This is a genomic window from Geodermatophilus sp. CPCC 205761 (genome assembly GCF_051383655.1).
Lineage (GTDB): Bacteria > Actinomycetota > Actinomycetes > Mycobacteriales > Geodermatophilaceae > Geodermatophilus.
The window spans coordinates 76,638-100,933 of record NZ_JALPKQ010000006.1; the positions used below are offsets into that span (position 1 = coordinate 76,638).

Annotated in this window: 25 protein-coding genes; 12 read left to right on the forward strand and 13 right to left on the reverse strand. The window is 74.7% G+C overall.

What is annotated here, in order from left to right; all coding sequences use genetic code 11:
• Window positions 1-27: 27 nt before the first annotated feature.
• The 3 genes from MY526_RS05240 to MY526_RS05250 form a co-directional block, all read right to left on the reverse strand.
• A complete protein-coding gene (locus tag MY526_RS05240; RefSeq protein WP_436690192.1) occupies window positions 28-1,572 on the reverse strand; it encodes a sensor histidine kinase in 1,545 nt (514 codons plus the stop codon).
• Between the two features lie 245 nt (window positions 1,573-1,817).
• Entirely contained in the window at window positions 1,818-2,543 is a 726-nt protein-coding gene (locus MY526_RS05245; protein ID WP_436690190.1) for a response regulator transcription factor, read from the reverse strand.
• 105 nt (window positions 2,544-2,648) lie between these two features.
• Entirely contained in the window at window positions 2,649-3,425 is a 777-nt protein-coding gene (locus tag MY526_RS05250) for a siderophore-interacting protein (protein ID WP_436690188.1), read from the reverse strand.
• 279 nt (window positions 3,426-3,704) lie between these two features.
• Between MY526_RS05250 and MY526_RS05255 the strand changes: the two genes are divergently transcribed.
• Complete coding sequence (locus MY526_RS05255; protein WP_436690186.1) at window positions 3,705-3,914, forward strand: DUF2945 domain-containing protein; 210 nt, start codon at window positions 3,705-3,707, stop codon at window positions 3,912-3,914.
• A gap of 25 nt (window positions 3,915-3,939) precedes the next feature.
• Window positions 3,940-4,371: a DUF2795 domain-containing protein gene (locus MY526_RS05260; protein WP_436690184.1), complete on the forward strand. Its 432-nt coding sequence runs from the start codon at window positions 3,940-3,942 to the stop codon at window positions 4,369-4,371.
• 10 nt (window positions 4,372-4,381) lie between these two features.
• Here MY526_RS05260 and MY526_RS05265 read toward each other — a convergent pair whose 3' ends face one another.
• Complete coding sequence (locus tag MY526_RS05265) at window positions 4,382-5,434, reverse strand: hypothetical protein (RefSeq protein WP_436703405.1); 1,053 nt, start codon at window positions 5,432-5,434, stop codon at window positions 4,382-4,384.
• Window positions 5,435-5,622: 188 nt separating this feature from the next.
• Here MY526_RS05265 and MY526_RS05270 point away from each other — a divergent pair, with 188 nt between their 5' ends.
• A complete protein-coding gene (locus tag MY526_RS05270) occupies window positions 5,623-7,713 on the forward strand; it encodes an LCP family protein (RefSeq protein ID WP_436690181.1) in 2,091 nt (696 codons plus the stop codon).
• A 40-nt stretch (window positions 7,714-7,753) separates the two neighbouring features.
• Here the strand turns inward: MY526_RS05270 and pstB are convergent, their stop codons facing one another.
• The 6 genes from pstB to MY526_RS05300 form a co-directional block, all read right to left on the reverse strand.
• A complete protein-coding gene (pstB, locus tag MY526_RS05275) occupies window positions 7,754-8,533 on the reverse strand; it encodes a phosphate ABC transporter ATP-binding protein PstB (protein ID WP_436690179.1) in 780 nt (259 codons plus the stop codon).
• 34 nt (window positions 8,534-8,567) lie between these two features.
• Window positions 8,568-9,650 carry a phosphate ABC transporter permease PstA gene (gene pstA / locus MY526_RS05280; RefSeq protein ID WP_436690177.1) on the reverse strand — a complete coding sequence of 361 codons (1,083 nt, stop codon included), beginning with the start codon at window positions 9,648-9,650 and terminating at the stop codon, window positions 8,568-8,570.
• Window positions 9,650-10,600 (reverse strand): phosphate ABC transporter permease subunit PstC, encoded by a 951-nt coding sequence (pstC, locus tag MY526_RS05285; RefSeq protein ID WP_436690175.1) that lies wholly within the window; start codon window positions 10,598-10,600, stop codon window positions 9,650-9,652. The genes pstA and pstC overlap by 1 nt, the downstream gene beginning before the upstream one ends.
• A 126-nt stretch (window positions 10,601-10,726) precedes the next feature.
• Window positions 10,727-11,839 (reverse strand): phosphate ABC transporter substrate-binding protein PstS, encoded by a 1,113-nt coding sequence (pstS, locus tag MY526_RS05290; RefSeq protein WP_436703406.1) that lies wholly within the window; start codon window positions 11,837-11,839, stop codon window positions 10,727-10,729.
• 207 nt (window positions 11,840-12,046) lie between these two features.
• Window positions 12,047-12,985 carry a mycothiol synthase gene (gene mshD / locus MY526_RS05295; protein WP_436703432.1) on the reverse strand — a complete coding sequence of 313 codons (939 nt, stop codon included), beginning with the start codon at window positions 12,983-12,985 and terminating at the stop codon, window positions 12,047-12,049.
• 7 nt (window positions 12,986-12,992) lie between these two features.
• A complete protein-coding gene (locus MY526_RS05300) occupies window positions 12,993-13,724 on the reverse strand; it encodes a winged helix-turn-helix transcriptional regulator (RefSeq protein WP_436690171.1) in 732 nt (243 codons plus the stop codon).
• Between the two features lie 247 nt (window positions 13,725-13,971).
• Here MY526_RS05300 and MY526_RS05305 point away from each other — a divergent pair, with 247 nt between their 5' ends.
• The 6 genes from MY526_RS05305 (at window position 13,972) to MY526_RS05330 (ending at window position 17,766) form a co-directional block, all read left to right on the forward strand.
• Window positions 13,972-14,793, forward strand: a complete 822-nt coding sequence (locus MY526_RS05305) for a hypothetical protein (RefSeq protein WP_436690169.1) — start codon at window positions 13,972-13,974, stop codon at window positions 14,791-14,793.
• Window positions 14,794-14,803: 10 nt separating this feature from the next.
• A complete protein-coding gene (locus tag MY526_RS05310; protein WP_436690167.1) occupies window positions 14,804-15,493 on the forward strand; it encodes an LmeA family phospholipid-binding protein in 690 nt (229 codons plus the stop codon).
• A 41-nt stretch (window positions 15,494-15,534) separates the two neighbouring features.
• Window positions 15,535-16,002 (forward strand): thioredoxin family protein, encoded by a 468-nt coding sequence (locus MY526_RS05315; protein WP_436690165.1) that lies wholly within the window; start codon window positions 15,535-15,537, stop codon window positions 16,000-16,002.
• Window positions 16,003-16,151: 149 nt separating this feature from the next.
• A complete protein-coding gene (locus MY526_RS05320; protein ID WP_436690163.1) occupies window positions 16,152-16,598 on the forward strand; it encodes a DUF4395 domain-containing protein in 447 nt (148 codons plus the stop codon).
• 38 nt (window positions 16,599-16,636) lie between these two features.
• Window positions 16,637-17,464, forward strand: a complete 828-nt coding sequence (locus MY526_RS05325) for a sulfurtransferase (protein ID WP_436690161.1) — start codon at window positions 16,637-16,639, stop codon at window positions 17,462-17,464.
• An 8-nt stretch (window positions 17,465-17,472) separates the two neighbouring features.
• Window positions 17,473-17,766 carry a DUF1416 domain-containing protein gene (locus MY526_RS05330; RefSeq protein ID WP_436703407.1) on the forward strand — a complete coding sequence of 98 codons (294 nt, stop codon included), beginning with the start codon at window positions 17,473-17,475 and terminating at the stop codon, window positions 17,764-17,766.
• A 69-nt stretch (window positions 17,767-17,835) separates the two neighbouring features.
• Here the strand turns inward: MY526_RS05330 and MY526_RS05335 are convergent, their stop codons facing one another.
• The gene (locus MY526_RS05335; protein WP_436690157.1) at window positions 17,836-18,939 is read right to left on the reverse strand and encodes a right-handed parallel beta-helix repeat-containing protein; all 1,104 of its coding nucleotides are present in this window, start codon (window positions 18,937-18,939) and stop codon (window positions 17,836-17,838) included.
• Window positions 18,940-19,137: 198 nt separating this feature from the next.
• On the reverse strand, window positions 19,138-19,821 hold the full coding sequence (locus MY526_RS05340) for a TetR/AcrR family transcriptional regulator (protein ID WP_436690155.1): 684 nt from the start codon (window positions 19,819-19,821) through the stop codon (window positions 19,138-19,140).
• Between the two features lie 128 nt (window positions 19,822-19,949).
• On the opposite strand from MY526_RS05340, the gene MY526_RS05345 reads away from it, so the two are divergent.
• The 3 genes from MY526_RS05345 to MY526_RS05355 all read left to right on the forward strand — a co-directional run bounded on the left by MY526_RS05345 (window position 19,950) and on the right by MY526_RS05355 (window position 23,296).
• The gene (locus MY526_RS05345; RefSeq protein ID WP_436690153.1) at window positions 19,950-20,879 is read left to right on the forward strand and encodes an NAD-dependent epimerase/dehydratase family protein; all 930 of its coding nucleotides are present in this window, start codon (window positions 19,950-19,952) and stop codon (window positions 20,877-20,879) included.
• A gap of 189 nt (window positions 20,880-21,068) precedes the next feature.
• Window positions 21,069-21,602, forward strand: a complete 534-nt coding sequence (locus tag MY526_RS05350) for an FABP family protein (protein WP_436690151.1) — start codon at window positions 21,069-21,071, stop codon at window positions 21,600-21,602.
• On the forward strand, window positions 21,599-23,296 hold the full coding sequence (locus tag MY526_RS05355) for a DUF885 domain-containing protein (protein WP_436690149.1): 1,698 nt from the start codon (window positions 21,599-21,601) through the stop codon (window positions 23,294-23,296). Before MY526_RS05350 ends, MY526_RS05355 begins: the two co-directional genes overlap by 4 nt.
• Window positions 23,297-23,327: 31 nt before the next feature.
• Here MY526_RS05355 and MY526_RS05360 read toward each other — a convergent pair whose 3' ends face one another.
• Window positions 23,328-24,071, reverse strand: coding sequence for a hypothetical protein (locus tag MY526_RS05360; protein ID WP_436703408.1), 744 nt, complete (start codon window positions 24,069-24,071; stop codon window positions 23,328-23,330).
• Between the last annotated feature and the right edge of the window lie 225 nt (window positions 24,072-24,296).

Sequence of the window (24,296 nt, forward strand, 5' to 3'; positions counted from 1 at the left end):
GGGACGGTAACCAGCGCGGTGGTCCGCTCAGGCCTCGGCCCCGTCGACCGCCGGGGTCGCCGCCGGGGCCGGGCCCGAACGGGGCAGCCGCACGGTGAAGGTCGCCCCCTGGCCGGCCGCGGTGTCGAGGTGGATGGTGCCGCCGTGCGCCGCGACCAGCGCGGAGACGATCGCCAGGCCCAGGCCGGTGCCGCCTTCGGCGCGGGACCGCGAGGCGTCGACGCGGTAGAAGCGCTCGAACACCCGGGCGGCGTCCTCCGGTGCCATCCCCGGCCCCTCGTCGGCCACCTGCAGCACGACCACCCCGCCGTCGTCGGCCCCGCCGTCCCCGGCCGGTGGCTCGTCGGAGAGGCGGACGGTGACCGCGGCGGTGGGCGGGGTGTGCACGAGCGCGTTGGTGACCAGGTTGCCGACCACCTGACGCAGCCGGGCCTCGTCGCCCAGCACGACCGGCACCTCGCTGAGCGCCTCGTCGAGGTGCAGGCTGAGCGGCCGGTCCGGCTGCAGCGCCCGCGCGTCGTGGACGGCGTCGCCGGCCACCTCGGCGAGGTCGACGGGGGTGATGGTCAGGGGGCGCTGCTGGTCCAGCCGGGCCAGCTGCAGCAGGTCCTCGACGAGCAGCCCCATGCGGGCGCCCTCGGACTCGATCCGCTCCATGAGCCGGCGGGTGTCCTCGGGGTTGCTCACCGCGCCCTGCCGGTAGAGCTCGGCGAAGCCGCGGATGGAGGTCAGCGGGGTGCGCAGCTCGTGGCTGGCGTCGGCGACGAACCGGCGCATCCGGCCCTCCGAGGCTCGGGCCTGCTCCTCCGAGGCCTGCTGCGCGCGGAACGACTGCTCGATGCGGGAGAGCATCCCGTTGAGCGCCGTGGTCAGGCGGCCGACCTCGGTCCGCTCGTCGCCCTCCGGCACGCGCTGGGACAGGTCGCCGGCCGCGATGGCCATCGCGGTGCGCTCCACCTCGGTGAGGGGGCGCAGGCTGTTGCGGACGACGACGTAGCCGGCCGCGCCGAGCAGGGTCAGCACGATCAACCCGACGACCACCTCGATGCTCACGAGCCGGCCGATGAGCCGCTCGTCGCCCCCGAGGTCGGTGCCGATGAGGGCGGTCCAGCCCTCGGGCAGCTCGACGGCGGCCATCCGCCACGAGGTGTGGCCGTCCGCCGCGGGCACGGTGAACATCCGCACGCCACCGGGGCCCGCGTCGTCGACCCGTTCGGCGAGGTGGTCGAGGTGGTCGAGGTCGGGCCGCCGTCCCGGGTCGTCCACCGGGCCCGCCACCAGGACCAGGTGGTCGGCGCTGGGTGGGAGGCAGCCCAGGTACTCCCTCGAGGGGTACCCCGCATCCGCGGACGTGCAGTCGTCAAGCACCCGCCAGGCGTCCTCCCGCACGTTCAGCGCGCCCTGGCGCAGCTGCCCGTCCTGCTGCGAGGTCAGGTAGCCCCGCAGCAGCGACGTCGCCGCGAGCCCGGTGGCGAGCAGGGCCAGCGCGACGAGGACGACGAGGAGGGCGACGAGGGTGACGCGCAGCGGGACCCGCGGGCCCGGGCGCACCGACGGCGGGGCGGACGTCACGTCGTCACCGTGTCACTGCGGCGGGGCGCTCCGCTCCTCGCTCGCTGGCGCTCGCTGCGATGCTCACGCCCCTGTCCGCTCACGTTGTCACCGGTTCGCTCCCGTGGGGCGCTCCGCTCCTCGCTCGCTGGCGCTCGCTGCGATGCTCACGCCCCTGTCCGCTCACGTTGTCACCGGTTCGCTCCCGTGGGGCGCTCCGCTCCTCGCTCGCTGGCGCTCGCTGCGATGCTCACGCCCCTGTCCGCTCACGTTCCGCGCGGCAGCCGCAGGGTGTAGCCCACGCCACGGATGGTGTGCAGCAGCCGCGGCTCGGTGGTGTCGACCTTGCGGCGCAGGTAGGAGATGTAGGACTCGACGACGTTCGCCTCGCCGTTGAAGTCGTAGTTCCACACGTGGTCCAGGATCTGCGCCTTCGACAGCACGCGCCCGGCGTTGGCCATGAGGTAGCGCAGCAGCTTGAACTCGGTCGGGGAGAGGCTGACCACCTGGCCCGCCTTCACGACCTCGTGCGACTCCTCGTCGAGCTCGATGTCGGCGAAGGACAGCCGCGGCGCGTCGGCCGCGCGCTGGGGGCCACTGCTGCGACGCAGCACCGCCCGGATGCGGGCCAGCACCTCGTCCAGGCTGAACGGCTTGGTCACGTAGTCGTCGCCGCCCAGTGTCAGGCCGGAGACCTTGTCCTCGGCGGCGTCCCGGGCGGTGAGGAACAGCACGGGCGTGTGCCGGCCGCTCTCGCGCATCCGGCGGACGACGCCGAAGCCGTCGAGGCCGGGCATCATCACGTCGAGGACCAGCAGGTCGGGCCGGAAGCTCGCGGCCATGGCCAGCGCCTGCTGCCCATCGGCGGCGGTGGCCACCTCGAAGCCGGCGTAGCGGAGACTGGCCGAGAGCAGCTCCCGGATGTTGGGTTCGTCGTCCACCACCAGGAGGCGGGCCTCGGGCGCGGTGGCCCCGTTACGCGTGCCGGCCACAGCACCTCCTGTCGCACGTGCAGCCATGGTCATGGGATCAGAGTGCGCCGCGTGGCTGGACCGGCGCTGCGGGTTCCCTGTGAGGAGTCTGGACGCCCACCGGCCTCAACCGGCGGGGGACATGGCGCGGCCGCGCCGCCAGTAGCCGATCGCGTGGTGCTGCGCCCGCCCGAGGCCCCACCGCCCGCGCAGGTCCCCCCGCACCGTGCGGACGGTGGCGGACTCGGCCGCGACCCAGGCGAACAGGTCCTCGCCGTCGGGCCGCTCGAGCGCGGCGACCGCGTCGGCCAGCAGCGTGCTCTCCCCGGGCGGGGTGCCGAGACGGTGCAGCCAGCGGACCTCGACGCCCTCCGGCGCCGGCAGGGGCTGCTCCTCGGCGACCTCCGCCACCTCCACCAGCGCGACTCCGCGGGTCGCGGGCGCCGCCTCGGCCAGGATCCGAGTGATCGCCGGTAGGGCGGTCTCGTCGCCGGCGAGCAGCAGCCACCCGGCCGGCCGCTCACCCAGCGGACCGCCGCCCGCGACGGCGACCACCGAGCCGGGCGCCGCGGCCGCGGCCCAGGCCGCGGCCGGGCCGTCCCCGTGCAGTACGAAGTCGATCTCCACCTCGCCTCGGTCGGGATCCTGCCGGCGGGCGGTGTAGCTGCGCAGGCTCACCCCGTGCGAGCCGGCCGGCCAGACGATCCGGCCGTCCCGGGCCACCGCCGGCCAGTGCGGCGCCGGGTCACCCACGCGCGGCACGAGCAGCGACACGGTGGGCCCGGCGGCCGCGACGGCCGCGGGCGTGCCGGAGAGCAGGACCCGGCGCACGGAGGGGGTGACGTGGGCGACCGACGCGACCGTGAGGACGTCGACCGGTCGGGTGGCGTCGGGGGCGATCACGGTGCCCCAGCCTAGAACGGGCCGACCCGGCCGACCCCGGGGGAATGGAGTCGACCGGGCCGGCGATCGAGGACGGGTCCACGTCACTGTGGGTGACCGGTCTCCCCACCCTCAGCAGGGCGGACGTCGCGGCCTCTTCCGTCGACGACAACGCTACGTGACACCCGCACGGATGCCAGCGCCCGCACGGGTGATCCGTCGGTCCGAACGGGTGATGTGTGTCGCGGGCGCCGGAGGGGCAGGGGCAGGGGGACAGCGTCGAGCGCCCGGAGGCGACGGATGGCAGACGAGTTCAGCAAGGGCGACCACGTCACCTGGAACAGCCACGGCAAGCGGGTGGAGGGGACCGTCGTCCGCACGATCACCGAGGAGACCGAGGCCTCGGGCCGGAAGGTGAAGGCGAGCCGGGACGACCCGCAGTACGAGGTCGAGAGCGACAAGAGCGGCAAGACGGCGGTGCACAAGCCCGGCGCCCTGCACGAGAAGTGACGAACGGACCAGGAGGAACGCGAACGTGAGCGAGACCGGAGACCAGTTCGCCGGCACGGCGGCACGCAGCACCAAGCACAGCCCCCGGGTGGACGAGGAGCTCGAGCACGAGATCCAGGGCATGCTCAAGGGACAGCACGCGACCCGTGCCGAGGAGTGGCGTGAGGTCGAGCCGGTCGCCGAGGGCGACCCCGACCTGACGGCCGACCCGTCAGGGACCCTCGTCGGGGGCACCCCGGTCGGCATGGACGCCGACGCGGTCGTCGCCCGGGCGGAGCTGGCCCGCTGGCTGGACCGGGCCGACTTCCCGAACACCGGCCCCGGCCTGGTCGAGGCGGCCCTCGACCACCGCGCCCCGGACGCGGTGGTCGACGAGCTGCGCCGGCTGCCGGAGGGGGACACCTACGAGCGGGTCGGAGACGTCGTCCGGGCCCTCGGCTACCCGACCGAGACCTGAGCCGCCGCGGTCAGGAGCCGGCGTGTTCCGGCTCCTGACCGTCTCCGGCCACGAGCTCCGCGACCGCGTCGCGCTCCTCGTCCTCCGCGATCTCCTCCGCGCCGCGACGGCGGAACAACCGCGACCCCGGGAAGCCCTTCACCACGTGCCGCAGGTCCTGCATCGTGTCGAGCAGGTCGTGCACGTCGTCGCCCACGTTCCCCATGGACCCCAGGACGGGGATGATGTCCTCGTCCAGGTGGGTCATCAGCTGCGGCAGCCGGTCGATGAAGGTCACGACGGCCTCCACCTCGTTGGCGTCGATGCTCGCCGCCAGGCGGCGGACCGCCGGGGCCAGCGCGAGCAGCGGGTCCTGGAAGACGTCGACCAGCGGGTCCATGCGACCCAGCAGCCCCTCGGCGGCGGTCACCGCGCTGTCGGCGCGACCGATCGTGCTGCCCGTGGCGGCAATCGCCTCGTCCGCCTTCTGCTGGGTTTCTCCGACGGCGGTGATGGCGGCGTCGGCTTTGTGCTGGGTCTGTTCGACGGCGGTGATGGCGGCGTCGGCTCGTTGCCGGGTTTCTCCGACGGCGGCGATGGCGGCGTCGGCTCGCTGCTGGGTCTGTTCGACGGCGGTGATCGCTTCGTCGGCTCGCTGCCGGGTTTCTCCGACGGCGGCGATGGCGGCGTCGGCTCGCTGCTGGGTCTGCCCGACGGCGGCGATGGCGGCGTCGGCTCGCTGCCGGGTCTGCCCGACGGCGGTGATCGCTTCGTCGGCTCGCTGCCGGGTCTGCCCGACGGCGGCGATGGCGGCGTCGGCTCGCTGCCGGGTCTGCCCCACCGCGGCGATCGCCTCGTCGGCTCGCTGCCGGGTCTGCCCCACCGCGGTGATGGCCTCGTCGGCCCGGTCGACGATGCTGTCGACCCGGTCCACCACCCCGCCGACCCGGTCCAGCAGCGTCTCCACGCGGCCCACGACGGCGACGACCCGCGGGACCAGCGCGAGCGCCTCGGAGACGCCGTCGCGGAGGCCCTCCACCGCGGCGATCACGTCGGACGGGCCGGGCACGAACGGCAACCTCACCCGGGGGACGCTACGGCCGCGTACGGCGTACCGCCCCTCGATCTCCGCGCGTCGGCGGGGCTGGCGCCGATCCGCCCGTATCGTGGAGAGCTGCCGCGACCGCGCGCGGGCATCGTCGCCTGCGCCCGTGCGGAGCCGACGGCACGGGGCCATGGCGACATGGGTACGACGATGGGAAGTCGACACCGGTGGGGGACAAGCGGACGCGCGACGACGCGGGCGACGGCCGCGCGCCCGGGCGGTTCCGGGGCCGGCGCCGGCCGGCTCCGCAGCCACCGGCAACCGGGACGCCGGGCCGCGAGCCGATCACCGTCGAGCAGCTGATCGCCCGCCAGGGCGGTGAGGTCGGCCGCCGTCGTGCCGCGCGCACCGGCGAGATCCCCCTGCCGCTGGCCCCGGGTGAGCAGCCCCCCGCGCACCGGCGCGGCCTGCCGCCGGTCCCCGGCGACGAGGCCCGCGCGCCCCGCGACGAGGCCCGCGCGCCCCGCGACGAGGCGCGGGACGAGGTCCGCGGTCTCCCCGAGGAGGCGCCGCCGGTCGACCCGTCCCCGGGGACCCAGCGCGGGCTGCCGCCCGTGCCCGGCGCCGACCGCGACATCCCGTCGTCCCCGGCCCAGCAGTCGCGTGGCGGGCTGCCCCCCGTCCCGCCGGCCGCGCGCCCCTCGGTGCCGCTGTTCCCGCCGCTGGAGGACCGCCCCGGCTACCGGCCGTCCCGGCCGATCAGCCCGCTGCCGCCCATCCCGGGCCGCGACGTCCCCAACGCCGGCGCCACCCGGCTGACCCCGCCCGGACCCCGCGAGCGCCGTGCGGCCCGGCGTGCTGCCCGCAGCCCCGGCCGGCGCCGGCTGATCCGGGCCGGGCTCGCCGTGCTCACGCTGGTGGGCATCGTCGTCGCCTACCACCTGGGCCTGTACTTCTACGCCGACCAGGGCATCCGCCGGGTCGAGGCCCTCGCCCCGCAGGGCGCCGAGGTGCTGGCGCCCCGGCTGCAGGAGGGCGCGGTCACCTACCTGGTGGTCGGCACCGGTCTACCCGGTCAGGAGGGCCCCGCGGGAGTGGCCACCCTGCTGGCGCACGTCAGCCCCGACGAGGAGCACGCGGTCCTGGTGAGCATCCCGCCGACCGCGCTCGTCGACACCCCGGCCTGTGCCGACGCCGACGGCGAGGTGCGGGAGCCGGTCACCGAGGCGTTCGCCGCGTCGCTGCTCGAGGGCGGCCCGTCGTGCATGGTCCGCGCCGTCCAGCAGGTCTCGGGCCTCCGGATCGACCACTACCTCGGCGTCGACCTCGGCCGGCTGCCGGGCATGGTCGACGCCCTCGGCGGGATCGGCGTCTGCCTGCCCACGGTCTCCGACGCGGTGGCCGCCTCGTCCAGCCCGCTCCCGGCGGGGGAGAGCCGGCTGACCGGGGAGCAGGCGACGGCCTACCTCTCCCCGGGCGACGCCGGCTCCGACGTCACCGGGGCCGCGGCGTCCGAGCGCGCGCAGGTGCTGCTGACCTCCACCCTGCGGACGGCGATGTCGTGGGGGACGGTCGGCAACCCGGTGACCCTGACGACGTTCCTCGGCCGCGCCTCCGACGCGCTCACCGTCGACGAGGGCACCAGCCTCGGCGACCTGCGCACCCTGGCCGGCACCCTCGGCGACCTCGGCGGCGACCAGGTGCAGCGCACCGGCCTGCCGGTCGCGCAGGTCGGTTACGTGCCGGCGGGCAGCGACCGGGCCTTCGTGGTGCTCGACTCGGCCGGCACCCGCGCGCTGTTCGACCAGGTCATCGACGAGGGCCGGTTGCCCGAGGCAGCGCCCGCGGAGCAGCCGGCGGCCGAGGCCGCGGCGCCGGCCGCACCGACCGCCGAGCAGCCCCCCACCGAGCCGGCCGCCCAGCCGCTGAGCGTCGCCCCCGGCGCGGTCACGGTCGACGTCCTCAACGGCACCGCCACCAGCGGGCTGGCCGCCACGGTCGCCGAGCTCCTGCGCGGCCAGGGCTTCGGCGTGGGCCAGGTGGGCAACGAGCTGGGCACGGTCAACCAGACCGTCGTCCGCTACGGGCCGGGTGCGGAGGAGGCGGCGCGCACCGTCGCCGCCGCCGTCCCCGGGGCCGTGCTGCAGCCGAGTGACTCCACCGGTGGCGCGGTGCAGCTGGTGATCGGGCCCGGCTACACCACCGTGGTCCCGGTCGAGGTCGCCCCTGCCGCGGCGGCGCCCAGCCCGGAGCCCGCCCCCGACACCCCCGCGGCGCCCGCCGAGCCGGCGGCCGCGCCGCCGGCCAGCTGCGCGTAGGGCCGCCGCGCTCCCGCGCGACGACCCCCTGCGCCGCCGATCAGCCGAAGCGGCCGGAGATGTAGTCCTCGGTCGCCTTCTGGTCGGGGTTGCTGAAGATCTTCCCCGTCGGGTTGAACTCGATGAGCCGGCCCGGCTGGCCGACGCCGTTGAGGTTGAAGAAGCCGGTCTGCTCGCTCACCCGCGCGGCCTGCTGCATGTTGTGGGTGACGATCACGATGGTGAACCGCTCCTTCAGCTCGATCATCAGGTCCTCGATCGCCAGCGTGGAGATCGGGTCCAGGGCCGAGCACGGCTCGTCCATCAGCAGCACGTCGGGCTCGACGGCGATGGCCCGGGCGATGCACAGCCGCTGCTGCTGACCGCCGGACAGGCTCGACCCCGGACGGTCGAGGCGGTCCTTCACCTCGTTCCAGAGGTTGGCGCCCTTGAGGGAGCGCTCGACGAGGTCGTCGAGGTCGGCCTTCTTCATCTTGCGGCTGTTGAGCCGCACGCCCGCGGCGACGTTGTCGTAGATCGACATCGTCGGGAACGGGTTGGGCCGCTGGAACACCATGCCGATCTGCCGGCGGACGTCGACGGGGTCGGCGTCCGCGCCGTACAGGTCCTGGCCGTCCATGACGACCTTCCCCTCCACGCGGGCGCCCGGGATGACCTCGTGCATCCGGTTCAGCGAGCGCAGGAACGTCGACTTCCCGCAGCCCGACGGTCCGATCAGCGCGGTGATGCTCCGCGGCTCGATGGAGACGTTGACGCCCTCGACGGCGAGGAAGGTGCCGTAGTAGATGTCGAGGTCGGAGACGTCGATGCGCTTGGCCACGCTGTGGTCCCTTCGTTGGTCGGTGCTGACCCGGTCAGCGGCCGGTCTTGGGAGCGAAGAAGCGACTGATCAGTCGGGCGACCACGTTGAGGCCCATGACCAGCATGATGAGGAGCAGCGCCGCCGTCCAGGCGCGGTCGATGGCGAACTCCGGCGGGACACCCGGCTGCGTGAGCTGGTAGTAGGCGTAGACCGGGAGGCTGGCCATCCGGGAGTCGAACGGGTCGAGGTTCGTGCCGTTCGTGATGCCGACGGTGATGAGCAGCGGCGCGGTCTCGCCGACGACGCGGGCGATGGCCAGCGTCACGCCGGTGCCCAGGCCGGCGATGGCGGTCGGGATGACGACCTTGACGATCGTCCGCCACTTGGGCACGCCGAGGGCGTAGGCGGCCTCGCGGAGCTCGTTGGGGACGAGCTTGAGGACCTCCTCGGCCGAGCGGACGACGACCGGGATCATCAGCACCGACAGGGCGACCGCGCCCATGATGCCCAGCCGGATTCCGGGGCCGAAGAACAGCGCGAACAGCGCGTAGGCGAACAGGCCGGCCACGATCGACGGGATGCCGGTCATGACGTCGACCAGGAAGGTGATCGACCGCTTGAGCCGGCCGCGGCCGTACTCGACGAGGTAGATGGCGGTCATCAGCCCGATCGGGACCGAGATCAGCGTCGTGAGGACGGTGATGATCAGCGTGCCCATGATCGCGTGGTAGGCGCCGCCGCCCTCGCCGACGATGCCGACGAGAGAGGAGCCGAAGAACTCGCCGTCCAGCCGCTCGATGCCGCGGCCGACGACCGTCCACACCAGGGCGACCAGGGGCACCACCGCGATGCCGAAGGCGCTCACGACCAGGCAGGTCACCAGTCGGTCGGTCGCCTTGCGCCGGCCCTCCACGACCCGGGAGAGGACGTAGGCGGCCACCGTGCCGAGGACGACCGTGTAGATGACGACCAGGGCGATGTTGAAGTCACCGAGCAGTTCGAGCAGGACCGCCACGACGGCCGCGGCGAGGAAGGCCGCCACCGGGGCCCACTGCGGGAGCCGGCGCCGGGAGCGCGCCCCCGCGACGTCGTCCGCCGACGCGCCGGTCGGGGTCGCGGTCGTCTGGAGGCTCATCAGTTGGCTCCGGAGAAGTCGGCCCGGCGGTTGACGATCCAGCGGGCGAGCATGTTGACGGCCAGGGTGATCACGAACAGCGCCAGCCCGCTGGCGATGAGGGTGTTCACGTCGATCCCGCTGGACTCCGGGAACTCGAGCGCGATGTTGGCGGCGACCGTCGAGGGGTTCCCGCTGCTGATCAGGTTGAACGTGATGCCACCGGAGACCGAGAGGACCAGCGCCACGGCCATCGTCTCGCCGAGGGCCCGGCCGAGCCCGAGCATCGCGCCGCCGATGATCCCCGACTTGCCGTAGGGGAGGACGGCCATCTTCACCATCTCCCAGCGGGTGGCCCCCAGCGCGAGCGCGGCCTCCTTGTGCAGCGTGGGCACCTGGAGGAAGACCTCGCGGGAGATGGCGCTGATGATCGGCAGGATCATGATGGCCAGGACCATGCCGGCGGTGAGCATCGTCCGGCCGGTGGAGGACGTCGGACCGGCGAACAGCGGGATGAACCCGAGGTTGGCCTCCAGCCACTGGTAGAAGGGCACCAGCTTCGGCGCGAGCCAGGCGATGCCCCAGAAGCCGTAGACGATGCTCGGGATCGCGGCCAGCAGGTCGACGACGTACCCCAGCCCCTGGGCCAGCCGGCGCGGGGCGTAGTGGGTGATGAAGAGGGCGATGGCCACCGCCAGCGGGGTGGCCACGACGAGGGCGATCACCGCGGACAGCAGGGTGCCGAAGACGAGGGGGAGGACGTAGCCGGCCAGGCCCTCGCCGCCGGGGATGTCGTCGCTGGGGGCGCTGAGCGCGGGCAGCGCCTCGACGATCAGGAACGCCGCGACACCGGCGAGGATGACGAGGATCAGGATGCCGGCGCCCTTGGCGCCACCGGCGAAGATGCGGTCGCCCGGCCGGCGGACCGGCTTGGCGGCGCCGGGTTCGGTCGGGGTCCTGGTGGCGGTCACCGATGCTCCGTGGGGTGTGGGCCGGGTGGGCGGGGCTGGGGCCTGCGGTGCGGTCGCCCGTCGCCGGGCGGAGCGACGGCCCGGGCGCCGTCTCGGCGTCCCGGGCCGTCACCCGTGCGGCTGGGATCAGCCGGCGGTGATGGCGTCGATCGCACCCTGGGCCTGCTCGCGCAGCGCGTCGGAGATGGGGGCGGATCCGGCGGCCTCGGCCGCCGCCTGCTGACCCTCCTCGCTGATCACGTAGCCCATGAAGTCCTTGACCAGGTCGGCCTTCTCCTGGTCGTCGTACTGGATGCAGCCGATGTGGTAGCTGACCAGCACGATCGGGTAGCTGCCCGACGCGGTGGTGTCGCGGGCGAGCTCGATGGCGAAGTCGTACTGCCCGCGGCCCGAGAGGGTCTCGGAGTTCTCGACGACGGCGGCCGCGGCCTCCGCGGTCGGCGTCACGAACTCCTCGCCGACGCCGATGCTGGCGACGCCGAGGTCGCCGGCCTGGGACAGGTCGGCGTAGCCGATGGTGCCGTTGCCCCCGCCGACCGCGCTGACCACGCCCGAGGTGCCCTGGGCGGCCTCGCCCCCGGCGACCGGCCAGTCACCGCTCGCCTCGTGCGGCCACGCCGCGGCGGCCGCGGCGGCCAGGTACTCGGTGAAGTTCTCGGTGGTGCCCGACTCGTCGGAGCGGTTCACCGGGGTGATGGCCAGGTCCGGCAGCGTGGCGCCGGGGTTGTCCGCGGCGATCGCCGGGTCGTTCCAGGTCGTGATCTGCTGGTTGAAGATGCCGGCGACCGTCTCGGGCGAGAGGCTCAGCTGGTCGACGCCCTCGATGTTGTAGACCACCGCGATCGGGGCGATGTAGTTGGGCAGCTCGAAGACCTCCCCGCCGGCGCAGCGCTCCTGTGCCTCGGCGAGCTCCTCGTCGTCCAGCGCCGCGTCGGACCCGGCGAAGTCGGTGCCGCCGGCGATGAACTGCTCGCGGCCGCCGCCGGAGCCCACCGGGTCGTAGTTCACCGTGACGCCGGACTGCACGCCGGAGTAGCCCGCGGTCCAGCCCTGCATGGCGGCCTGCTGGCTGCTGGCGCCGGCGCCCACGAGGGTCCCGCTCAGCTCGGTGGAGCCGCCGGTGCTGCCGCTGTCGCCGGCGTTCCCCTCGTTGGAGGCGCCACACGCGGCGAGCGCGAGGGTGCCGGCGAGCGCCGCCGAGAGAGCGACGGCGCGCGACCTGGTGCTGAGCTTCAACACGGTGCCTTTCGACGTGTGCCCGCGTTTCGACGCCGGGCAGCAGGGGACCAACGGGAACCGACGCTAGGCAGCCGAGGTGGACGCATCCGGGTTGCTCGGTGAACGCGAGGTGAACGCCGATCGAGGCTTGGTCGACGGGGTGAGAACCACGTCACGTCGAGCAGGTGAACGGGGGCGAGGCGGCTCGCGGCCGGCGCCGTACCGGTCCTAGCGGGCGCGGCGCCAGGAGACGTCGACGGCGTACCGGGTGAAGCCGCTGCGCTCGTAGAGCGTCACCGCGGCGGTGTTGTCCTCGTCGACGTACAGGAGGACCGGACCCAGGCCGCGGGCGCGCAGGTGCGCCAGCCCGAGGTCGGTGAGCGCCCGGCCCAGGCCCAGCCCCTGGGCGTCGGGGTCGATGCCCAGGACGTACACCTCGCCGACCGCGTCCGGGCCCTCGTCGCCGGGTGGGTGCACCTTGGTCCAGTGCGAGCCCAGCAGGGTGCCACCCGCGGCGGGGTCGCCGCGCCAGGCGAGGAAGAAGCCGGCGGGGTCGAACCAGGGCTCGGCCTCGCGTAGCCGGAGGTCCTCGACGGTCCAGGCGCCCTGCTCCGGGTGGGTGGCGAAGGCGCGGGCGTTGACCCGCAGCCAGGCGGCCTCGTCCCGCCCCGGCCGGAACGCCTCCACGTGCACGCCGTCGGGCAGGGCCGGACGCGGAGCCGGGTCGACCCCGTCGAGGTCCCGGCGCATCTGCAGCAGCACGCGGGCCCGCTGGTAGCCGTCGGCCGCCAGCTCGGCCGAGCCGGGCAGGTCGCCGTGCGCCCAGACCCGCAGGGGGCGGTCGCCGGCGAGCTCCTCGAGCCGGGTCAGCAGCGTGCGGCCGACGCCCTGCCGCCGGTGCGCGGGGGCCACGACCAGCTCGGCCTCGGCGTCCCCGGTGCCGTCGCCGCCCTCGAACCGGGCGTACCCCGCCGGCCCGCCGTCCGCCGCCGGGACCAGCACGTCCCGCCCACCGGCCGGGCCGCCGTGCTGCAGCCGCAGCTCGGCCTCCTCCGACAGCGGGCGCACGCCGTCCGCCGCGGCCGCGTCGCGCAGCAGCGCGAGCACGGCGCGGACGTCGGCGGCGTCGAGGCGCTCGACGTCCCGGACCGCGGAAGGAGTGGACAGGGCGGCCTCAGACCAGCTCGGTGTCGGCCTCGGCGCGCGCGGCCGCCGCGGTCGCGTCGGCGACCTGCTGGTCGAGCTTGTAGCCGACGTTGCGCACGGTGCCGATCAGCGCCTCGTGCTCGGTGCCGAGCTTGGCCCGCAGCCGGCGGACGTGGACGTCGACGGTGCGGGTGCCACCGAAGTAGTCGTAGCCCCAGATCTCCTGCAGCAGCTGCGCGCGGGAGAAGACCCGGCCCGGGTGCTGGGCCAGGTACTTGAGCAGCTCGAACTCCTTGTACGTGAGGTCGAGCGGGCGGCCGCGCAGCTTCGCCGAGTAGCTGTGCTCGTCGATGACCAGCTCACCGGCCTGGGTGACACCGCCGTCGAGGCCGTCGGCCGGGGTGGTGGCGGCCAGCCGGCGGGCGGTGGCCCACTTCAGCCGGGCGTCCACCTCGGCCGGGCCGGCGGTGTCGAGCAGGACGTCGTCGACACCCCAGTCGGCCGACAGCGCCACCAGGCCGCCCTCGGCGAGCACGGCCACCAGGGCCGACGCCACGCCGGTCGAGGAGAGCAGGCTGCACAGCGTGCGGGCCTGGATGAGGTCGTGGCGGGCGTCGACGAGGACCACGTCGCCGGAGTCGCCGTCCAGGAGGCTCGACAGCTCGGGGGGCACCACGCGGACCTGGTGCCCGAGCAGCCCGAGGGCCGGGAGCACCTCCGTCGTGGCCTGCCGCGCCGAGGTCATGAGCACGAGTCGCATGTGGTCTCCTCAAGGGAGCCGGGGACGAGATGTCGTCCGGGGGCCCACGACGGCGCTGTCGAGACGGAGACAGCAGGATAACCGACGTGTTGCCGAATCCTCCCGGGGTGACCGGTCCACGGCGAGTGACGGTGCACACCGGGGACGCCACCGCGTGGGAGGTGCCGGGCTCCGGACACGCCGAGAGCGGGGCATCCGGTCCGCTCGTCGGGCGGATCGGACGCCGGGCGTCTGAGACGATCACCGGGTGACCGCCGCCACGACCCGGGTCGAGCTGCCGGCGCGCAGCGGGCACCTGTTCGCGGCCGGGGCGGTCGCCGTCGCCGTGGTCCTCCTGGTGCTGCTGCCCGCCGAGTTCGGCGAGCGGGGGCGGCTGGCCGCGGTCGCCGTCCTGCAGGTGGCGCTGGTCGCCGCGTGGGTCCCGGCCACCGGGGTCCTCGCGCGGGCCGGCGCGCCGGTGCTGGGACTGGCCGGGGCCGCCGGTGCCGACGTGCTGCTGGTGGTGCCCGAGCGACCCGAGGTGGGCTCCCTGCTGGCCGTGCCGGGGCTGGGCTTCCTGGCCGCCGTGCTCCACCAGATGGTCCGCCGGGCGCCGCGGCGGGACGTCGTCGGTTCGCTGGCCGGCGTCCTGCTCCTGCTCTGCGCGGTGTGCGCGCTGGCGGTGCTGCTGCGGCTGGAGACCTCCGGTGAGGGCTCCCGGGTCGTGACGACGGCGCTGCTGGTCGTCGGGACGACGCTGCTGGTGGGACACCTCGTCGACCTCGTGCTGCCCCGGCCGCCGATCGCCGCCGAGCTGGCCCGCGGGGTCCCCGGCCTGGTGCTGTCGGTGCTGGCGGGCGCGGCCGTCGCGATGGTCCGCCACGGCTCCGGCGAGCTGTTCGAGGTGCTGACGGTGCTGCTGTTCGGCCTCGTGCTCGGCGGGGTCGCCGCGCTGGTCGCCCTGGTCGCCGACCACGTCGTCGCCGAGGGGCCGGGCAGCGCCTGGGCCGTGCCCCTGGTGCAGGCGGTGCTGCCGATCGCCGCGTTCGCGCCGGTCGCCTTCTCCCTCGTCCTGCAGAACGCGCTCTGAGGGCCGCGGGGTGCGCGCGCTGCTCGTCGTCCTGCTGCTCCTGCTCGGGCTGGCCGTGCTCGCCGACCGGGTCGGCGTCGGGATGGCCGAGGACCGCGTCGCCGCCGTCATCGCCGAGCGCGGCGCGCTGGCCGGGGAGCCCGACGTGGACATCCGGGGGTTCCCCTTCCTCACCCAGGCGGTCGGCGGCCGGTACGAGGACGTGCGGATCGCGCTGACCGCCGCCGACCTCGGGCAGCCCGAGGGCACCCGCGCCGACGTCGCGCTGCGCGGCGTGGCGGTGCCGCTGTCCGACGTCCTCTCCGGCTCGGTGGAGCAGGTGCCGGTCGAGCGCATCGACGGGACGGCGACGCTCTCCTACGAGCTGCTGGCCGCGCAGCTGGGCCCCGGCACCACGCTGGCCCGCGAGGGCGACGGGCTGCGGGTCGAGCGCACCGTGGAGCTCGCCGGCCTCACCCTGCCGCTCACCGCCGTCGGCACGGTGAGCCTGGACGGCGGCGACCTGGTGGTCGACGTCGACGAGGCCGCCGGAGCCGGGGTCGAGATCCCCGGGTTCCTGGTCGAGCGGGCCGGTGACCTGCTCGACCTGCGGTACCCGATCCCGGAGCTGCCGTTCGGGCTCCAGGTCACCGCCGTCACCCCGGCCGACGACGGTGTGGACGTCGCCGTCGAGGCCACCGACACCGTGCTGGGCGGCTGATCCGTGGGAACACCGCACCGCGGTGGCGGGTTGGCGCGGGAGTGAGTGCCACCGGAGCCGGAGTGCTGGCCGTCGCGCTGGTGCTGGTGGCGGCCGCCGCCTGGTGGCTGCGGAGGAGGGACGGCGCGGTGCGCGAGCCGGAGAGCGGAGCCGCGGAGGCGTCGACGACCGCCGTCCTGGCGCGACTGGGGGTGCGCCCCGGCGACGCCGACCTCACCGTCGTCCAGTTCTCCACCGCGTTCTGCGGACCGTGCCGGGCCACACGGGCCCGGCTCCAGCAGCTGCGGGCCACCCGGCCGGGCCTCGCCTACGTCGACGTCGATGCGGAGAGCCACCTGGACGCCGTCCGCGAGCTCGACGTCCGCCGGACCCCGACGCTGTTCTACCTCGACCGCGCCGGTGGGGTCGTCGGCCGCAGCAGCGGGGCACCCCGCGCCGAGCAGCTCACCGCGCTGGTCGACGCCCACGTGGCCACCGCCGCCGGTGCGCGGGACAGGTGGGACGGGTGATCCGTTACCCTCGCGCCGTGGGCATCCTGCTGACCTCCCGCCGCACAGTCGACCTGTGCCGCGTCGGCAGCTGCCTGTGTCCGGGCGCCTGAGGGCGAGCCCGCCTCGTCCAGACGTGCCCTGACCGCCGTCCGGAAGCCCAGTACCCCATGTCTGCTGCCCCCCATCCGACCGAGCGACTGGTCGACGTCCGGGGTCCGCGTTTCGCCGCGTGGGTCACCAGCGTCGTCCTCGCCGTCGCCCTGCTCACCGCCGCCGGCTGGCTGGTCGCCGTCCAGGCGGCCGTCTTCGCGGTCGGTGCGGTCGCGGGCCTGCGGTACGCGCCCTACGGGGTGCTGTTCCGCGTCCTCGTCGCCCCGCGGCTCGGCCCGGTCCGCGAGCGGGAACCCGAGGCGCCGCCGCGCTTCGCCCAGCTCGTCGGCCTCGGGTTCGCCGTCGTGGGGGCCGCGGGGTACCTGTTCGGGGCGCCGCTCGTCGGCGCCGTCGCGACCGGCCTCGCGCTGGTGGCGGCCCTGCTCAACGCGGCCACCGGCTTCTGCCTCGGCTGCGAGCTGTACCTGACCGTCCGCCGGCTCGTGCCGGCGCGCGCCACCTGACCGATCCGCACACCCGACCACAGGGAGGAACACCCCCCATGAGCCGCAACGACGTGCTCGTCACCGCCGACTGGGCCCAGGAGCACCTCGGCACCTCCGGCCTCGTCTTCGTCGAGGTCGACGAGGACACCAGCGCCTACGACGGCGGCCACCTCGAGGGCGCGGTCAAGCTGGACTGGAAGAAGGACCTCCAGGACCCGCTGCGCCGCGACTTCGTCGACAAGGCCGGCTTCGAGGCCCTGCTCTCGTCCCGCGGGATCAGCAACGACGACACCGTGATCCTGTACGGCGGCAACAACAACTGGTTCGCCGCGTACGCCTACTGGTACTTCAAGCTCTACGGCCACGAGAACGTCAAGCTCATCGACGGCGGCCGCAAGAAGTGGGAGCTCGACGGCCGCCCGCTGTCGAAGGACCCGGTGGAGCGCCCTGCCACCCGGTACCAGGCCAAGGAGCCCGACCTCTCCATCCGTGCCTTCCGCGACGAGGTCGTCGCCTCGATCGGCTCGAAGAACCTCATCGACGTCCGTTCGCCCGACGAGTTCTCCGGCAAGATCCTCGCCCCCGCCCACCTCCCCCAGGAGATGGCGCAGAAGGGCGGGCACGTCCCCACGGCGAAGAACATCCCGTGGAGCAAGGCGGCCAACGAGGACGGCACGTTCAAGAGCGACGAGGAGCTGGCCAAGCTCTACGACGAGCAGGGCTACGACGACAGCAAGGCGACCATCGCCTACTGCCGGATCGGCGAGCGCTCGAGCCACACCTGGTTCGTGCTGCGCGAGCTGCTCGGCAAGCCCGACGTCAAGAACTACGACGGCAGCTGGGTCGAGTACGGCTCGCTCGTCGGCGTCCCGATCGAGAAGTGAGTTCGACCATGTGCGGAGCCCCGAAGCAGGGCAACGGTCTCGAGGGGATCGACCTGACCACGCAGACGGTGATCCAGGGCCAGGTGTGGCACGACGGCGCTCCCGTCGCCGGTGCCTACGTCCGGCTGCTGGACACGACCGACGAGTTCACCGCCGAGGTGGTCACCAGCCCCGAGGGTGAGTTCCGGTTCTTCGCCGCGCCGGGTCAGTGGAAGCTGCGCTCGCTCGCGCCGTTCGGCAAGGGCGAGCGGGTGCTGACCGCCGACGTCGGTCTCAACGAGACCACCGTCGCGATCGACTGACGACAGCCCCGGGAGGGGCCGAGCGCCCGCCCGGCTGGTGTGCCGGGCGGGCGCTGTCGTGTGCGGGGGTCAGTCGCAGAGCTCGGCCGGGGTGTCGCACCGGTTGTCGTCGAAGTCGACGTCACCGGTCCCGTCCGTGACCAGGTCGGCGGGCTCGTTGCCGAACACCCAGTTCTCCGCGACCGTGCCCATCGGGTCGAAGGGCATGAGCCCCGGCACCGAGGCGCTCGAGACCACCACGATGCCGCCCTCGACCGCGCTCTCGGCATCCGAGGCGTTGTCGGTGACCGTGTTGTGGTGCACCAGGAAGTCCTGGGCGCCGACGAGCGCGACGCCGGCCCCGCTGAGTGGCGGGATGCCCTCCTCGGGGACGCCGGCGCACACCTTGTTGTTGGCCGTCACCTCGTTCTCGGCGTACTCCCAGCCGCTGGCGAGACCGGGCGCGCCGGAGAGGACCAGCGTACCGACGCAGTTGCCCTCGGCCACGTTGTGCTTGACCCACCCGTGGCTGGCGTTCCGGAAGAAGTAGCCCAGCTCGTTGCCGGTGGAGTGGTTGCCGTGGACGTCGGCCTGCGCGTCGGGGCTGTCGCCGACGTAGAAGCCGGCCTCGGTGTTCCCGACCGCGGCGTTGTGGTGGAACGTCGTCCCGTGGGTGACGAAGCTGGCCGCGCCGTACCCGCCGTTGTCCTCGAACCGGCTGTCCTCCACCTCGAGGTCCACGGTGCCGAGGCCGATCAGCCCGTTGCCGGTGAAGTCCTCGACCGTGATCCCGAGGACCGTCACGCCCTCCACGGCGTCGACGACCTCGATCTCCCCGGTCGGGTCGTCCTCCGCCGGGAACACGACCTCACCGAAGACGCAGATGCCCGAGATCCGCGCCTCGGCGCCCTCCTCCGCGGGTCCGTCGCACTGGGTGGGCTCGGCGTCGTCGGCCGGCCGGAGGACCACGTCGTAGCCGGACAGGGTGATGTGGTCGGTCGTGATCTCGACGTTCTGGTGGTAGGTGCCCGGTGGGATGTGGACGGTGTCGCCGGACTCGGCCCGGTCGACCGCCTCCTGGATGTCGAAGTCCTCCGGGTGGGCGTCGTCGGCCGAAGCCGGGCCGGCAAGGCCGAGCGTGGTGACGGCCGCGACCGACGCGACCACGAGGACTCGTGACCTGCGGATGCGCATGGGGCGTCTCCTCACCTCGTGGGGTGTCGTCCCCGATGGCCGGACGTCCGTGTCCGGCCGCGCTCCACCCCGTCGAACGCGGCGGAGCCTCCTCGCGGACGTCGGCGGGTGACCAGTCCTCGGGCCGCCGCACCCGGCGCGCCGTCCCCGACCGCGACCCCTCGGAGGACGGTGCGTGCCCGACGACCGGCGGGGACGTCAGAGACCGACCAGCCCGGCGAGCTCCGCCATCGCGCGGTCGAAGTAGCGGTCGGCGTCGACCACCGAGCCGACGAAGTGGCCGAACAGCTCGAAGCTGATCGTCCCGTAGACCGCGCTCCAGGCCAGCAGCGCGCGCAGCCGGACGGCGTCGTCGAGCGCGGGGTGTTCGCCGCCGAGGACGGTCACCGTGTCGTCGCTGATCAGCGAGGCGTCCCGCGGCACCCCTGCCCCCTCGGGCAGTGCGCCTCCGCGGGCGGCGTCGCCGAGCACCCGGCCCAGGACGATGCCGACGCGGGCGGCGGCGGGCACCGTGTCCCGGGGGGCCGCGTAGCCGGGGACGGGGGACCCGTAGAGCAGTGCGTACTCGTGCGGGTGGGCGCGGGCCCACGCCCGGACGGCCCGGCAGACGGCCAGCCACCGGTCCCGCGGCGCGGCAGTCGGGTCGTCGGCCGTCTCGGCGGCTGCCCCGAGCGCGTCGTAGCCGTCGATGATCAGTCCGGTGAGCAGGTCGTCGCGGCTCGGGAAGTAGCGGTAGAGCGCCGAGGAGGCCATCCCCAGCTCCCGCGCGACGGCGCGCAGCGACAGGGCGGCGGCGCCCACCTCGGCCAGTTGCCGGCGCGCGGCGTCGGTGATCTCGGCCGTGAGCTCGGCCCGGACGCGTTCGCGCGCGGTGGTCGGCATGCACCCATCGTCGCTCGTGCGAGCACCGCACGCAAGTGAGAGCGCCGCTCTTGACGCCATGTCCCGCAGTGTGCGAGCGTCGTCCGCAAGCGAGAGCACTGCTCTCGAAACGCGACGAGGAGGACGACGTGGCACTGCACGTGATCGTGGGCAAGGGCGCGGTCGGGACGACGACGGCGGAGCTGCTGGCCGCGCAGGGGCACCGCGTCCGCGTGCTCTCGCGCAGCGGCGGGCGATCGACCGAGGCCGTCGAGCACCGGGCGGTCGACGCGACCGACGCCGGCGCGCTGACCGACGCGACCCGCGGGGCCGCCGCCCTCTACAACGCGGTCAACCCCGCCTATCACCGCTGGCCGACCGACTGGCCGCCGGTCGCCGCGGCCCTGCTGGAGGCGGCCGAGCGCACCGGCGCGGTGCTGGTGACGATGTCCAACCTCTACGTCTACGGCCGCCCGAGCGGCCCGATGACGCCGGACAGCCCGCTGGCCGCCACCGACCGCAAGGGGCGGGTGCGGCTCGCGATGTGGCGGGCGGCGCTCGCCGCGCACGAGGCCGGCCGGATCCGGATGACCGAGGCGCGGGCCGCGGACTTCGTCGGCCCCCAGGTGCCGGCCGAGCACTCCCACCTGGGCCGCCAGCTGTCCGCCGTGCGTCGCGGCCGGCGGGCCTGGGTGGTCGGCGACCCGGATGCGCCGCGCAGCTGGGCGTACCTGCCCGACGTCGCCGCCACGCTGGCGACCCTGGGGACCGACGAGCGGGCGCTCGGGCGGGCCTGGCACGTGCCGAGCACGCCACCACGGTCGCAACGCCAGGCGATCGGCGACCTGGCCGCCGCGCTCGGCGTGCCGCCGGTGCCGGTCAGCGGCATCCCCTGGCCGGTGCTGCGCGCGATCGGGACGGTCTCCCCGCTCATGCGGGAGGTGGTCGACGTCCGGCACCAGTTCGACCAGGAGTACGTCATCGACGCGACGGCGACCACCGCGGTCCTCGGTCTGACCGCGACCCCGTGGGCGCAGGTCCTGGCGGCGACGGCGGGGGCGGTGCCGGCTCCCGCGTGACGAAGGCCCCCGGCCTCCGCACGCTCAGGACGGTGCCCTGGACGGGGCCGTTCCAGCGCCCTCACCAGGCGGCCCTACGGTGGAGCGCATGGTCTCTGCCTGGGTCCTCGTCGCCCTGGCGTCGTTCGCCGCCGTGGGCAGCGGCTACGGCGCCGTCCGGCTCGCCCGACGCCCGAGGGGGACGGGCCGGTGAGCGACGCCACCGAGCTGCCCGTCCCCGACACCGTCGACGTCCGCTCCGGTCCCGAGGTCTCCGAGGAACTGCTGGCGATCCTGCCGCTGCTCGGCGAGTGGCACGGGGAGGGGCAGGCGGCCGGTGCCGGCGGCGACCACCGGTTCGGCCAGTGGGTCCGCTTCAGCCACGACGGCCGCGGCTTCCTCGCCTACGACTCCCGGACCTGGCGGCTCTCCGACGGCGGGGAGGTCATCGGGCCCGAGACCCGGGAGTCCGGCTTCTGGCGGCCCCGGGGCCGGGACGACGTCGAGCTGCTGGTCACCAGCCCGGACGGGCTGGTCGAGATCTACGTGGGCCGGGCCCGGACGACGACCAGCTGGGAGCTCACCAGCGACGTCGTCGCCCGCACGCCCGACGCGCCCGACGTGAGCCGCGCCGTCCGGCTCTACGGCATCGTCGAGGGCGCGCTCATGTACGCCGTCGACCGCGCCGCGGGGGACCAGCCGCTGCGCCCGACCATGTCCGCCCGCCTGGAGCGGATCCGGTGACCGGGCCGACCACCCCGAGACAGGTCGCCGACCGCTACGTCGACGCGGTCTGCGACCTGGACCCGATCGTGGCGACCTCGCTCGGCACCCGGCCGGGCGACGACCGGTTGCCCGACCCGAGCCCGGAGGGGCTCGAGGCCGAGGCCGGGCTGGCCCGCGACACCCTCGCCGAGCTGGACCGGGTGCTGGCCGCGGACCCGGGCCTGGCGGAGGACCCGGTCGAGCGGCGGTGCGCCCGGCTGCTGCGCGAGCGGCTCGACGCCGAACTGGCGCTGCACGAGGCGGGGGAGGGGCTGCGCGCGCTGTCCAACCTGTTCAGCCCGGTGCACTCCATCCGGCAGGTCTTCCTGCTCATGCCGGCGGCCACCGAGGAGGAGTGGGCGGTCATCGCCCGCCGGATGGCCCGGGTGCCGGAGGCCTACCGCGGGTACCGGGCGTCGCTGGAGGAGGGCGCCCGGCGCGGCACGTTCGTGGCGCCGCGGCAGGTGGCCACCGTGGTCGACCAGCTCGGCGAGTGGCTGGCCGGGCCCTTCTTCGCCGGCTTCGCCGCCGGCGGGCCGGAGTCGTTGCGCGGCGACCTCGAGCGGTCGGCCCGCGCCGCCGACGACGCGGTCGCCGGGATCCGGGACTTCCTCCGCGACAGCTACGGCCCGCAGGCGGAGGGCACGCCGGACGCCGTCGGCCGGGAGCGGTACGCGCTGCACGCCCGCCGCTGGACCGGCTCGGACCTCGGCGCCGGCGACGGGCTGGAGGAGGCCTGCGCCTGGGGGTGGGCCGAGCACCGGCGGCTCCAGGCCGAGCAGCGGGCCGAGGCCGACCGCGTCGTCCGCGGCGCGACGCCGATGGAGGCGATGCGCTGGCTGGACGTGCACGGCCCGGCCGTGGACGGCGTCGACGCCGTCCGGGAGCGGCTGCAGGCGATGATGGACGAGGCGATCGCGGCCCTCGACGGCACGCACTTCGACCTCGCGGAGCCGGTCCGCCGCGTCGAGGCGATGATCGCGCCGCCCGGCAGCGCCGCGGCGCCCTACTACACCCGCCCCGCGCAGGACTTCTCCCGCCCCGGCCGCACGTGGCTGCCCACCCTGGGCCGCGAGCGATTCCCGCTCTGGGACCTCACCTCGATCTGGTACCACGAGGGCGTTCCGGGCCACCACCTGCAGCTGGCCCAGTGGGCGCACGTCTCCACGCAGCTGTCGACCTACCAGGCGTCGCTGGGCTCGGTCGGCGCGAACGTCGAGGGGTGGGCGCTGTACGCCGAGCGGCTGATGGACGAGCTCGGGTACTTCGCCGACCCCGGCACCCGGCTCGGCTACCTCGACGCCCAGCAGCTGCGGGCGATGCGCGTGGTCGTCGACATCGGCATGCACCTGCGGCTGCCGGTCCCGGACGACGCCGAGGGCGCGCTGGCCGAGCACCGCGGCCGGCCCTGGACACCGGAGCTGGCCCGCGCCTTCTTCGGCGAGCACAGCGGCAGCACCACCGACTTCCTCGACAGCGAGCTGATCCGCTACCTGGGCCTCCCCGGGCAGGCGATCAGCTACAAGCTGGGCGAGCGGGCCTGGCTGGAGGGCCGGGCGGCGGCGCGGCGGGCCCGCGGTGAGGACTTCGACCTCAAGGCGTGGCACATGGCGGCGCTGTCGCAGGGTTCGCTCGGCCTCGACGACCTCGCCGCGGAGCTCGCCGTCCTCTGAGCTGAGGGGCAGAAATGGCCATTTCTGCCCCTCACTCGGGGGCGTCGACGGGTGGCGGGTTGAGCGTGTCGGCGTCCCACGTGGTGCGCTGGCCGGCGTCGACCTCGGCCACCTCGAGCCCGGGGGTGGCGAGCAGGTCGGCCACGCACGCGGGGCTGCCGGCCACGTAGGTGGTGACCAGGTCGATGTCGGTCGCCACCACCCAGGCCCGGTCGGCCGGCCACCACAGGTTCGCGCTCTGCTCGGCCGGCTCGGGCGCCAGGTTGGCGGCGGCCAGCCCGACCGGACCCCGGACCAGCCACATCGCGCGCCCGGGCAGCGCCAGCGCCGGCCGGTCGGCCGCGGGGAACCCGAAGCCGGACCAGACGCCGAACCAGCAGTCCCCCGGCGTCGTGGTGTGCCGGGCCAGCACCTCGGCCAGCCGCGCCGCCACGGTCACGGGGAGGTGTCCCATCGCGGGGGCGCCGTCCCACAGCGGGGACTGATCGGCCTCGTCGAAGAACTCCATCGCGCCGGTGATCGAGCCCCACTCCATGGCCGGGTGGACGACGCTGCCGTTGCCGGCGGCGACCTCGGTCCAGCTCACGTCGACGTCGTCGAGGCCGGCGTAGCGCGCCGCCGGGTGGAAGACGCGGGCGTAGGCCGGGAAGTGGGGTGGGACGAGGGAGCCGACGACGTGCTCGTCGAGCGGCCGCAGCGCGGCGGCGATCCAGGCGCCGGCGGAGGTGCCGTCCACGGTGCCGGCCTCCCCGCCCACACCGCCGGCGAACGCCACCTGACCTCCCCCGAGGACGGACAACCCCCGGGCTGCTCCGCGGCGCGGCCCCGCCGGAGCGGGGAGCAGCACGCGGGCCGACTGGACAAGTGTCGGCGGCCCGGGGGTCGGGTGACTGTCCGGTTCTCGCTCGCCGCCGTACGACGGACGGGCGATCTGCCGTCGCTCAGACTGTCGTCTGAACGGGCGGCCCATCTGGACGGCGGCTAGCGGACAGCCACCTCA